The organism is Serratia sarumanii, assembly GCF_029962605.1.
Classification (GTDB): Bacteria; Pseudomonadota; Gammaproteobacteria; order Enterobacterales; family Enterobacteriaceae; genus Serratia; species Serratia sarumanii.
Genome location: NZ_CP124750.1, coordinates 222,337 through 234,359, shown reverse-complemented (window position 1 = coordinate 234,359; position 12,023 = coordinate 222,337). Strand labels below are relative to the sequence as shown.

The window sequence follows — 12,023 nt, the reverse complement described above, 5'->3', positions numbered from 1 at the left end:
AGCTGAGAACAGGGCCTGACGCTACAGCGTCGGCTCCCTGTCACTGAAGATTGCGAGCTCATCCCAGATTTCGTCGACGCGCGCACGTACCTTTTCATCCATCTGAATCGGACGGCCCCATTCGCGATCGGTTTCACCCGGCCATTTATTGGTGGCGTCCAGCCCCATCTTCGAACCCAGGCCGGAAACCGGTGAGGCGAAGTCCAGATAGTCGATCGGCGTATTCTCCACCAGAACGGTATCCCTTGCCGGATCCATTCGTGTGGTGATCGCCCAAATTACGTCGTTCCAGTCGCGCGCATTGACGTCGTCATCGCAGACGATAACAAATTTGGTGTACATAAACTGCCGCAGGAACGACCAGACGCCCATCATCACGCGTTTAGCGTGGCCGGCGTACTGTTTCTTCATGGTCACTACCGCCAGGCGGTACGAGCACCCTTCCGGCGGCAGATAGAAATCGACGATTTCCGGGAACTGCTTTTGCAGAATCGGCACGAACACTTCATTCAGCGCCACGCCCAGGATCGCCGGCTCATCCGGCGGCCGGCCGGTGTAGGTCGAGTGGTAGATCGCGTTGCGGCGCTGGGTGATGTGGGTAACGGTGAACACCGGGAACTGGTCGATTTCATTGTAGTAACCGGTGTGGTCGCCGTAGGGGCCTTCCGGCGCCATTTCACCCGGCTCAATATAGCCTTCCAGCACGATTTCAGCGCTGGCGGGCACTTCCAGATCGTTGGAAAGGCACTTGACCACTTCGGTTTTATTGCCGCGCAGCAGCCCGGCAAAAGCGTATTCGGACAGGGTATCCGGCACCGGCGTCACCGCGCCGAGGATGGTGGCGGGATCGGCGCCCAGCGCTACCGCAACCGGGAAACGCTCGCCGGGGTGCGCCTGGCACCACTCCTGATAATCCAGCGCGCCGCCGCGATGCGACAGCCAGCGCATGATCACTTTATTCTTGCCCAGCACCTGCTGGCGATAGATGCCGAGATTTTGCCGTTCCTTATGCGGGCCGCGGGTCACCGTCAGCCCCCAGGTGATCAGGGGCGCGGCGTCTTCCGGCCAGCAGTGCATCACCGGAATACGGCCCAGATCGACGTCCTCGCCCTGCCATACCTGCTCCTGACAAGGCGCGGATCCCAGCACCTTGGTCGGCATGTTCAGCACCTGCTTGAACTTCGGCATTTTGTCGAACAGATCGCGGAAGCCTTTCGGCGGCTCCGGCTCTTTGAGGAACGCCAGCAGTTTGCCGACTTCGCGCAGCGCGCTGATGTCTTCCTGCCCCATGCCCATCGCTACGCGATTGGCGGTGCCGAACAGGTTGCACAGCACCGGCATGTCGTAGCCTTTCGGGTTTTCAAACAGCAATGCCGGGCCGCCCGCCCGCAGGGTGCGATCGGCAATCTCCGTCATTTCCAGGTAAGGATCGATCGGCTGGCTGATGCGTTTTAGTTCCCCTCTCTTCTCCAGCAACGAGAGGAAATCGCGTAAGTCACGGTATTTCATGCTGATCATTATAACGGCCAGTGGGGAGGGCATTATAAGCCCTCTTCACGGTTGTTGCTGCAATTTTGTTAACGCCGCCCGCCATCGGGTGGCCCTCAGCCGCAGTTGAACGGCACCAGCGCAGCCAGCGCACGCGTATCCTGATATTCGCGCGTCTCCTCGCCGTGGCGGAACACCTTGAAGCCCTGCCCGTTGGCGCTGAAGTAACGCAGCTCGTTGCCTTCAACGTGCAGCAGGCTGCCTTCACGCAGCGCCACCACCGATTCACTTGGGTTGATCGCGCAGAACTCCGCCAGGCGCTCGTCACGGGTTTCGCCCATGTGGCCGCTGATATGCGCGTCGATGTAATGCGGGTTGATTTGCACCGGGAACAGCCCCAGCGCCGGCAGCACTACGCTGCAGCGCACCGGCATATCATTGGTGGTGCGAATGCTCGGCGTGGCCACGTTGCAACCGGCGCTCCAGCCGACGTAAGGCACTTCACGCTCGCGCACCGCGCGCTGGATGGGCACGATCAAGCCTTGTTCGTGCAGCATTTGGTTCAGCAACCAGGTATTGCCGCCGCTGACCAAAATGCACTCCGCCTGCGCGATCGCCGCCGCCGGCGAAGCGGCGTGATGGATGCTGGTGACTTCGATGCCCAGCGTTTGCGCCAGCTCCTGCGCACGCTGGTCGTAGTCGTAACGGATCAGCGCATAAGGGATAAAGACGGCGGATTTGATGCCGCGACGTGCAATCATCGCCAACAGTTGGCTTTTGGCATACCCCAGCAGCTCGGCTTCGCCAGACAGCTTGCCGTTGCTCAACAGAAACAGCTCCATTTATCTTCCCTCGGTCAAAAACGATGAATAGCGTCACAGCCGGTGGCGCAACGCCTTGCCATACTGTGACGGTAACAAATTTTTAGCCCTCTGTTATACCAGCGCCGTATCGATAAGTGTGTGACCCCTCGCTAATAGCCGCATATTCATAGAGATAGGTGATGTTACACGCTGAAACTTGCATCACTATGTATCCGGAAGCGCTTTTGATATGCTTACCGGCTGGCAGAAAGGCATGTGAAATTATGGAATCCTGGTATCTACTTTATTGCAAACGCGGTCAGCTGTTGCGGGCGCAGGAACATCTGGAACGGCAGCAGGTAAACTGCCTCAGCCCGATCATCACGCTGGAAAAGATCGTGCGCGGCAAGCGTATCGCGGTCAGCGAACCCCTGTTTCCCAACTATCTGTTTGTGGAGTTCGACCCGGAGCGCATTCACACCACCACCATCAGCGCCACCCGCGGCGTCAGCCACTTCGTGCGCTTCGGCGCGCTGCCGAGCGTCATCCCGAGCAAGGTGATCGATGAGCTGCGCACGCACGCCAGCGAAACCTATGTCGATCCGGAAACCCCGCAGCCGGGGGATACCGTCCTGATCGTCGACGGCGTGTTCGAAGGGCTGCAGGCGATCTACACCGAGCCGGACGGCGAGGCCCGCTCGATGCTGTTGCTGAACCTGATCAACAAACAGGTCAGCCAAAGCATCGACAACCGACAGTTCCAGAAGATGTAATGCAAAAGGCGCCCTCAGGCGCCTTTTTGTTGGCTCATTTCACGCTTAGCGACGCATCGCATCGTCATGCAGCCACTGTGCGACACGCTTGGCGAAGTAGGTCAGCACGCCGTCGGCGCCGGCGCGTTTGAAGCACATCAACGACTCCATCACCGCAGGTTGCTCCTGCAGCCAGCCGTTCTGAATCGCCGCCATATGCATGGCGTACTCGCCGGACACCTGATAAGCGAAGGTTGGCACGCCGAAGGTATCCTTCACGCGGCGCACAACGTCGAGGTACGGCATGCCCGGTTTCACCATCACCATATCCGCGCCTTCCTGCAGATCCTGTGCAATCTCCTGCAGCGCTTCATCGCTGTTGGCCGGATCCATCTGATAGGTCTTCTTGTTGCCACCCTTCAGATTGCCGCTGGAACCCAGCGCATCGCGGAACGGGCCGTAGTAACAGGAAGCATACTTGGCGGAGTAGGCCATAATCTGGGTATTCACCAGACCCTGCAATTCCAGACGATCGCGGATCGCCCCGATGCGGCCGTCCATCATGTCGCTCGGCGCCACGATTTCCGCGCCCGCTTCGGCATGGGAAAGCGCCTGACGCACCAGGATGTCTTTGGTCACATCGTTAATCACATAACCCTGCTCATCGATTACCCCATCCTGCCCGTGCGTGGTGTAGGGATCGAGCGCTACGTCAGTCAGAATGCCCAGCTCTGGCACCGCGTCTTTCAGCGCGCGCACCGTGCGCTGCACCAGCCCTTCCGGGTTATAGGCTTCTTCCGCATGCAGCGATTTCAGACCTGGCTCAATCACCGGGAACAGGGAGATCACCGGCACGCCGAGTTTGGCGATAGTTTCCGCTTCCTTGACCAGCAGATCGATCGTCATGCGCGATACGCCCGGCATCGAGGCCACTTCTTCCTGACGGTTGCTGCCTTCCATGACAAACACCGGATAAATCAGGTCGTTGACCGTCAGTTGGTTCTCGGCCACCAGGCGGCGGCTGAAGTCATGACGGCGCACGCGGCGCATACGGCGACCAGGGAAGGTGCCCGGAAATGCATAGCTCATAGTTTTCTCCTAGCTCAAACCAGCCGGAATAGCCGGCGGGCGTTCTCATCGGTTTTTTGCCCCAGCCATTGCGGCTCTTCCTGTCGCCAGACGGCGACCTGATGCACAATATGGGGCAGGAAACAGGGTTCGTTGCGGCGAGATGCGGGTTTAGGCTGTAAATCCCGGGGCAACAGATAAGGGGCGTCAGTTTCCAGCAGCAGACGCTCGGCCGGGATCTGCGGCAACAGGGCGCGCAATTCCAGGCCGCGCCGCTCGTCGCAGACCCAACCGGTAATCCCGATCGACAGGCCCAGCGACAGGCAGCTAGTTAATTCTTCGGCGGTGCCGGTGAAGCAGTGCACCACGGCCGCGGGCAGTTTATCCAACCACGGCGTCAGTAGCTCGGCAAAACGTGCGTGTGCGTCGCGGCAGTGGAGAAACACCGGCAGCGCCAACTCCGCCGCCAGCGCCAGCTGCGCGGTGAACGCCGCTTCCTGCTGCGCGGGCGTCGAGAAATTGCGGTTAAAATCCAGGCCGCATTCGCCGATCGCCGCCACTTCAGGGCGCGCGGCCAACGCATAAATCTGCTCGGCGGTGTGTTCATCCCAGCCGCTGGCGTAGTGCGGATGCACGCCGGCGGTAGACCAACAGTAGCCCGCATATTGCCGCGCCAGTTCGGCGGCCTCGCAGCTCTCCGCCAGATCGGTGCCGGTAATCAACATCCCCGTCACGCCCGCGGCGCGGGCGCGTTCCACCACCGCCTGGCGATCTTTGGCGAATTGGCTGCTGGTGAGATTAACGCCGATATCAAACATAGTTTTTTCCAAAGCAAAAGCCGCCCAATGGGCGGCTTAGCAATCAATGTGGATCATGAGGCTGGGGGTTCGTCACCCTCGTCTTCTTCTTCCGCTTGCGGACGACGCTTGCCGGTATAGAAGCGAGCGAAGAATACCCCCACTTCAAACAACAGATACATCGGTATTGCCAACAGGGTTTGCGAGAACACGTCCGGCGGCGTCAACAGCATGCCGACCACAAACGCGCCGACCAATACATACGGCCGTTTCTTCTTCAGATCTTCCGGCGAGGTGACGCCACTCCAGCACAGCAGAATGATGGCGACCGGTACTTCGAAGGCGACGCCGAACGCCATAAACAGCGCCATGACGAAATCGAGGTAGTTTTTAATGTCGGTCGCAATGGTCACCCCCATCGGCGCGGTCTTGGCAAAGAAGCCGAAGGCCAGCGGGAACACGATGAAGTAGGCGAAGGCCATGCCGAGGTAGAACAGCAGGCTGCTGGACACCAGCAGCGGCATCATCAGGCGGCGTTCATGCTTGTACAGCGCCGGCGCGATGAATGCCCACACCTGATACAGAATCATCGGCGCGGAGACAAACACCGAGACGATCATGGTCAGCTTGATCGGCGTAAAGAACGGTGACGCCACGTCGGTGGCGATCATGCTCGCCCCGGCCGGCAACTGCTTGAGCAGCGGTGCAGAAACCAGCTGGTAGATGTCGTTGGCGAAAAACACCAGCACCACGAACACCGCCAGCACGCAAATAATCGAGTTCAACAGCCGCTTGCGCAGCTCTATCAGATGACTGATAAGGGGTTGGGTATCTTCAACAGCCATGTATTAACGATCGCCACTAGGTTGGTGAGACGCTGGGGTTTTATCCGCAACAGGTTCGACAGGTGCCGGCGCGGTTTCCACCGGTGCTTTGGCCGGTTGCGCCGCCACGGGCGCAGCCGGGGATGCAGCCGCAACGGCCTCAGGCTCCGCTGCCGGTTTTGGCACGGCAGCGGGCGCGCTGGCGCGGGTTGCCGCTTCCGCCGGCGTCACGCCGTCGTGCAAAGCTTCCGGATCGATGGCCTGCGGGTTATGAATGGTGTTCGCCAGCTCTTCTGTCTCGCCCCGGTAAGTGCGTTTCAATGATTCCGCCGCGTCTTTCAGCTCATCCATCGATGCCTTCAGTTCCGGCGTCAGGTTCTGCAGGCCGGCCTGTTCGGCTTTTTTCAGGCTGTCCTGCAGCTCCTGTAGCTTCAGTTCCTGAGACAGTTCGTGCTGCACCGAGGCCGCCAGCGAGCGCAGCGCGCGGATCCAGCCCGACACCGTTCTGACCGCGACCGGCAACCGTTCCGGCCCCAGAACAATCAGGCCGATCACCAGCACCAGCAGCAGCTCACTAAACCCAATGTCAAACACGGTTTATACCTGCTCTTTGTTCTTCGACTCTTCCGGTTTCACTTCCGGCTGCTTATCGGTAATAGGCTTGGCCGCGAAGTCAGCGTCATCCAGGCTGCTTTTTTCAGCCGTGTTGGGGTTCGACGGCGTATCGTCGCCGATCGCCTTTTTGAAGCCCTTGATCGAGGCGCCGAGATCGGAGCCCAGCGTGCGCAGTTTTTTGGTGCCGAACAGCAGTACCACGATCACTGCGATGATCAACAATTGCGTAATACTAATACCGCCCATTTCAATTACCTCTAATTTTAAAGGGTCTTTTAAAGCCAGCCCGCATTATAGGCTCGGCCTTACCAGAGTAACGAATTAAATCAGGTGGTTCGCTTCCAGCCAATCACCCAGCATACGATGCCGGCGGCCATCATCCAGGCGGGAAACACCTCGATTTGCCCCAGCAGCAACAGCGTACCGCTTACTAACAGTGTAGCGCCAACGCCGAACAAATAACGTGACTGCCCCTGACGAACCCGCTGAGCCTGCATTTGGTTGGTCAGCTTATCAACGCTTTGTTGCAACAGTTTATGCTGCTGCAGGCTGTCGTAAAACAGCTCGGGCAGTTCGGGCAGCTTCTCCGCCCAGAACGGCGCTTTCTCTTTCAGCGCGCGCACCACGGCAGGAATACCGACCTGATCGCGCAGCCAGCTCTCGAGGAACGGCTTGGCGGTAGTCCACAGATCCAGCTGCGGATAGAGTTGGCGCCCCAGCCCTTCAACATACAGCAAGGTCTTCTGCAATAACACCAGCTGCGGCTGCACTTCCATATTGAAGCGGCGCGCAGTGTTGAACAGGTTGAGCAGCACGTTGCCGAAGGAAATTTCCGCCAGCGGCTTCTCGAAAATCGGCTCGCACACGGTGCGAATGGCGAATTCGAAGTCTTCCACGTTGGTGTCGCGCGGCACCCAACCGGAGTCGACGTGCAGTTCCGCCACCTTGCGGTAATCGCGGTTGAAGAAGGCGATGAAGTTTTCCGCCAGATAGCGCTTGTCATCCTTGTTCAGCGAGCCGACGATGCCGCAGTCGATGCCGATATAGCAAGGATCTTCCGGATGTTCGTAGCTGACGAAAATATTACCGGGATGCATGTCCGCATGGAAGAAGCTGTCGCGGAATACCTGGGTAAAGAACACCTGGACGCCGCGTTCCGCCAACAGTTTCATGTTGGTGCCCTGCTGCTCCAGCGTGGCGATATCCGAGACCGGAATGCCGTAGATGCGCTCCATCACCAATACGCTTTCACGGCAGTAGTCGGAATAAACTTCCGGTACGTACAGCATCGGGCTGCCGTCGAAATTGCGGCGCAGCTGAATGGCGTTGGCCGCTTCGCGCAGCAGGTTCAATTCGTCCAGCAGGGTTTTCTCGTACTCGCGCACCACTTCACGCGGGCGCAGACGGCGGCCGTCCGGCAACAGCTTCGGCACCCAGCCGGCCAACCGGTACATCAGCCGCACGTCGGCCTTGATGATCGGCCCGATATCCGGCCGGATCACCTTCAGCACCACTTCCTGGCCGGTGGTTTTCAACCGCGCGGTATGCACCTGCGCGATCGAGGCAGAGGCCAGCGGCTGCTGATCGAAATCGTCGAACCAGGTTTCCAGTGGGCCACCCATCGCCAGCTCGATATGTTTACGCGCCAGCGCGCCGTCGAAAGGCGCCACCCGATCCTGCAGCAACGTCAGCTGATCGGCAATGTGCGGCGGAAACAGATCGCGGCGGGTCGACATCATCTGGCCGAACTTGATCCATACCGGCCCCAGCTCCTGCAGCGCCAGCCGCAGCCGTTCACCCAGCGGCTTGTCCTTGTGCCGATTCGGCATCCAGAACAGCAGCCGGCGGCCAAAGCGCAGCGGCAGCGTCAAACGCATCTTAGGGATCAGTTCGTCCAGCCCATAGCTGAGAAAAACGCGGACGATAAAATACAAACGGCGCAGTTCGCCTGGGGTCATCGCTTGCCCTCCAACTTGTCCATGCGGGCAAACAGCGCTTCCGCGCTGCGGGCGAGAGCATCAACTTCTTCGTTGAACCACACCACTTCCAGCGGCCCCGGCGCCAGGCGCCACTCTTCCGTCAACGTCTCCGCCATGTCCTGCTGCCGGCGCATAAAGCCGGCTTTCAGCAGCGAGGCGCCTTTTCCCAGCGCCTGCGTAATGCCCTGGGCGGCGATATCGCCGATGTAAGGCGCCAGCCACTCCGCCGGATCCCACTCCGCCAGATCGAGCAGGCCAACCAGCTGTTGCACCACCTGAATATCGCCTTCCACCGTCAATTCGCCGCTGCGCATCAGCACCGGCAACTGCTGGCGATCGCGCAGCTTCAGTAAGGCGGGAATGCGGCTGCGCACCGTGCAATCGGCGCTGTCTTCGGACTGCCCCAGCACGTCCACGCGCAGTTCGCTGAACACCAGCACCAGCGGTGAAGCCAGCTCTTCCAGTTCGATGCGCAGCACCTTGCCCGCCAGGCGTTGGCGAGCGGCTTTCATGCTGCGATCGCGAAACAGCAGGTTATTCAGCGAGGTTTCCAGCGCAGCGGTCAGCAGAGGGGTAAACAGCATCGGCATCTCCCTCTCAGAACTTGAAGCCGCGATGCAGGGCGACAATCCCACCGGTCAGGTTGAAATAGGTGACGTTTTCAAAACCGGCGTTGCCCATCATGCCCTTCAGGGTTTCCTGATCGGGGTGCATGCGGATCGATTCCGCCAGGTAGCGGTAGCTGTCCGGATCTTTCACCACCAGCTCGCCGATCTTCGGCAGCACGTGGAAGGAGTAGGCATCGTAAGCCTTGCTCAACGGCGCCAGCAGCGGCTTGGAGAATTCCAGCACCAGCAGGCGGCCGCCCGGCTTGAGCACGCGGAACATCGAGCGCAGCGCTTTGTCTTTGTCGGTGACGTTGCGCAGGCCAAAGGAGATGGTGATGCAATCGAAGTAATTGTCCGGGAACGGCAGCGCTTCGGCGTTGGCCTGCACGTAATTGATGTTGCCGACGATGCCGCGATCGCGCAGCTTCTCGCGTCCCATCTTCAGCATCGAATCGTTGATGTCCGCCAGCACCACCTGCCCCTGCTCGCCGACCATGCGGGAGAACTTGGCGGCCAGGTCGCCGGTACCGCCGGCCAGATCCAGCACGCGCTGCCCGCGGCGCACGCCGCTGCAGTCAATGGTGAAACGCTTCCAGATACGGTGGATGCCGAACGACATCAGGTCGTTCATCACGTCATACTTTGCCGCTACCGAATGAAAAACGTCCGCCACCATGGCCTGTTTTTCGTCTCTAGCGACGGTGCGAAAACCGAAATCGGTGGTTTCCTGCGGTTGATCTGCCATTGTCCTGCCTGCTATTCAGTCAATTTTGTGTGGATGAGTGTACCAGAAGCTCGGAGAATACCCCACCTCGCCACGGCCTCAGCCGTGCGAAACGAAGCCCGGTTCCCCGGCAGTATCGTCATCGTCTTTCGTCTGCGGCAGCGCGGCGACATCGTCGTCGTTCGCCTCTTCCGCTTCATCGTGTTGCGCGCCGGCTTGCTGCGCCAGCAGCGGGTTTATCGGCCGTTTGACCTCAACCCCCAGCGCGCGGAAACCTTCAATTTGGCCGATAAGATTACCACGGCCTTCACTCAGTTTGTTCATCGCCTGACGATAACTGCCCTGCGCCTTGTCCAGGCTCTGCCCCAGCGCGGACATATCGTCCACGAACAGCCGCATCTTGTCATACAGTTTCGCCGCGCGATCGGCGATGCGCTGCGCGTTCTGGCTTTGATGCTCATAGCGCCACAGGTTGGTGATGGTGCGCAGCGCCACCAGCAACGTGGTCGGGCTGACCAGCATGATGTTGTGCTTGAGCGCTTCGCTGATCAGCTCCGGTTCGCGATCGATAGCCAGCAGGAAGGCGGGCTCGACCGGAATGAACATCAGCACATAGTCCAACGAGCGCAGCCCCGGCAGCTGCTGATAGTCCTTGCGGCCCAGCATGCGAATGTGGCCGCGCAGCGAGGCGATATGTTCGCTCAGCGCCGCTTCGCGCTCCACCTCGTCTTCACCGTTGAAATAGCGCTCGTAGGCGATCAGCGACATCTTGGCGTCGATCACCACGTCCTTGCCCTGCGGCAGGCGCACGATCACATCGGGCTGCATGCGGCTCTGGTGATCCACCCGCACGTTGACCTGCGTTTCATACTCGTGTCCTTCGCGCAGGCCGGAAGCCTCCAGCACCCGGCTCAGCACCACCTCGCCCCAGTTGCCCTGCGTCTTGTTGTCGCCTTTGAGCGCCTTGGTGAGGTTGATGGCTTCCCGCGCCATCTGCGCGTTCAACTGCTGCAGATTGCGTATCTCGTGCGTTAGCGTGTGGCGCTCCCGCGCTTCCTGACCAAAACTGTCCTGCACCTGCCGGCGGAACCCGTCCAGCTGTTCACGCAGCGGCAGCAGCAACCGATCCAAGCTTTGCTTATTTTGCTCGTCCACCTTGCGGCCGCTGTGTTCAAAAATGCGGTTGGCGAGGTTTTCAAACTGGGTGGTGAGGCGCTGTTCGCTGTTGATAAGCAGGCGCTGCTTCTCTTCCGCCGCCATGCGCGTCTCTTCCAGACGGATGGTGACTTCGCGCAGCTCGGCCTCCTGCGCGCTGTTGACCTCGCGCTGGGCGCGCAGCTCCTGATTAAGCAGTTCACATTCGTTGCGCCAATGGTTGAGCTGTTGCAGCTTTTCATGCCCGGCCGCCAACTGGCTGTGCAGGTTGCGTAGCTCCAGCTCGCTCTGCCGCAGCTGTTGCTCGTGGCGCTGCAGAGCCTCTTGCCGCGCCGCCGTTTCCTGCTGCGCCTGCTGCAACGCTTGCTCCAGCAACCGCAGTTCAGTTTCATGTTGCGCATTCGCCTGCTGCACCCGCAGACTGGCGATCAGCCACCCCAACAGCATGCCGATCGCGACACCGCCAATCCCATAAATCAGACTGGTATCCACCCTGCCTCCTGTTGCACCTTGCCGTTCCGGCGTTTCGCACGCCCATTGCCCGTCACGTTAAGGGGAGGCTGTATGGATGTCCAGCCTGATTTTGCCCGCCGAGCACAATATTGCGCGGCGCTGCGCAATTTAGCGAGAAATCAGCCCAGCCACTGGCTGAGCCACTTGATGCCGAATGCCCCCGGCGCCAGAATGCCGAACGCCCAGATCATCGCCGACGTGACGTTGGCTAACTGGAAATAACGCTGCGGCATGCCGCAAATGCCGCCCACCAGCGGCACCACGGCGCGCAGCGGGCCGAAGAAGCGGCCGATGAAAATGCCCAGCACGCCCCAGCGTTCAAAGAACGCGTGGCCGCGCACCAGCAGCTGCGGATTGCGCGACAGCGGCCACATATGGGCCACGCGATCCTGATAGTGATAGCCGATCCAGTAAGAGAGCCAGTCGCCGAAAAACGCCCCGACGGCGGCGGCGGCCCAAATCGGCCAAAAGGCGATGCCGCTTTCGCCGATCAGCGCGCCCAGCGCCAGCAGGATCACCGTGGCCGGCAGCAGCAGCGACAAAAACGCCAGCGACTCGCCGAACGCCAGGAAGAAGATGATGGGAATGGCCCAGCCTTCGTGCTGACGCACGACGTCGCTGACCCAGTTGATAACGTCATTGAGGCTCAATGCGGGGCTCCTGATACGCGATAATTCGCCGCCTAGGATAGGCCGGG

13 protein-coding genes are annotated in these 12,023 nt (G+C 60.1%); 1 reads left to right on the top strand and 12 read right to left on the bottom strand.

Translation table 11 applies throughout. From position 1 onward, the window contains the following. Positions 1-21: 21 nt before the first annotated feature. A complete protein-coding gene (gene ubiD / locus SSARUM_RS01075; protein ID WP_025304926.1) occupies positions 22-1,518 on the bottom strand; it encodes a 4-hydroxy-3-polyprenylbenzoate decarboxylase in 1,497 nt (498 codons plus the stop codon). Between the two features lie 86 nt (positions 1,519-1,604). Then, complete coding sequence (gene pepE, locus SSARUM_RS01070) at positions 1,605-2,330, bottom strand: dipeptidase PepE (RefSeq protein ID WP_033636709.1); 726 nt, start codon at positions 2,328-2,330, stop codon at positions 1,605-1,607. 245 nt (positions 2,331-2,575) lie between these two features. On the opposite strand from pepE, the gene rfaH reads away from it, so the two are divergent. Further along, positions 2,576-3,064: a transcription/translation regulatory transformer protein RfaH gene (gene rfaH, locus SSARUM_RS01065; RefSeq protein WP_004934466.1), complete on the top strand. Its 489-nt coding sequence runs from the start codon at positions 2,576-2,578 to the stop codon at positions 3,062-3,064. A gap of 45 nt (positions 3,065-3,109) precedes the next feature. Here rfaH and hemB read toward each other — a convergent pair whose 3' ends face one another. The 10 genes from hemB to SSARUM_RS01015 form a co-directional block, all read right to left on the bottom strand. Next, positions 3,110-4,132, bottom strand: a complete 1,023-nt coding sequence (hemB, locus tag SSARUM_RS01060; RefSeq protein WP_033636707.1) for a porphobilinogen synthase — start codon at positions 4,130-4,132, stop codon at positions 3,110-3,112. A gap of 14 nt (positions 4,133-4,146) precedes the next feature. Next, a complete protein-coding gene (tatD, locus tag SSARUM_RS01055) occupies positions 4,147-4,929 on the bottom strand; it encodes a 3'-5' ssDNA/RNA exonuclease TatD (RefSeq protein WP_033649674.1) in 783 nt (260 codons plus the stop codon). Positions 4,930-4,982: 53 nt separating this feature from the next. After that, on the bottom strand, positions 4,983-5,753 hold the full coding sequence (gene tatC / locus SSARUM_RS01050) for a Sec-independent protein translocase subunit TatC (protein ID WP_033649673.1): 771 nt from the start codon (positions 5,751-5,753) through the stop codon (positions 4,983-4,985). A 3-nt stretch (positions 5,754-5,756) separates the two neighbouring features. After that, on the bottom strand, positions 5,757-6,326 hold the full coding sequence (gene tatB / locus SSARUM_RS01045; RefSeq protein WP_033649672.1) for a Sec-independent protein translocase protein TatB: 570 nt from the start codon (positions 6,324-6,326) through the stop codon (positions 5,757-5,759). Between the two features lie 3 nt (positions 6,327-6,329). Next, positions 6,330-6,593, bottom strand: coding sequence for a Sec-independent protein translocase subunit TatA (tatA, locus tag SSARUM_RS01040; RefSeq protein WP_033636704.1), 264 nt, complete (start codon positions 6,591-6,593; stop codon positions 6,330-6,332). 80 nt (positions 6,594-6,673) lie between these two features. Continuing rightward, entirely contained in the window at positions 6,674-8,305 is a 1,632-nt protein-coding gene (ubiB, locus tag SSARUM_RS01035) for a ubiquinone biosynthesis regulatory protein kinase UbiB (RefSeq protein WP_004934451.1), read from the bottom strand. Continuing rightward, on the bottom strand, positions 8,302-8,910 hold the full coding sequence (gene ubiJ / locus SSARUM_RS01030) for a ubiquinone biosynthesis protein UbiJ (protein WP_060427087.1): 609 nt from the start codon (positions 8,908-8,910) through the stop codon (positions 8,302-8,304). Before ubiJ ends, ubiB begins: the two co-directional genes overlap by 4 nt. A gap of 13 nt (positions 8,911-8,923) precedes the next feature. Next, positions 8,924-9,679, bottom strand: a complete 756-nt coding sequence (gene ubiE / locus SSARUM_RS01025; RefSeq protein WP_025304918.1) for a bifunctional demethylmenaquinone methyltransferase/2-methoxy-6-polyprenyl-1,4-benzoquinol methylase UbiE — start codon at positions 9,677-9,679, stop codon at positions 8,924-8,926. A gap of 78 nt (positions 9,680-9,757) precedes the next feature. Then, the gene (gene rmuC / locus SSARUM_RS01020; protein ID WP_033655131.1) at positions 9,758-11,305 is read right to left on the bottom strand and encodes a DNA recombination protein RmuC; all 1,548 of its coding nucleotides are present in this window, start codon (positions 11,303-11,305) and stop codon (positions 9,758-9,760) included. A gap of 140 nt (positions 11,306-11,445) precedes the next feature. Next, positions 11,446-11,976, bottom strand: coding sequence for a DedA family protein (locus SSARUM_RS01015; protein ID WP_033649669.1), 531 nt, complete (start codon positions 11,974-11,976; stop codon positions 11,446-11,448). Positions 11,977-12,023: the final 47 nt, after the last annotated feature.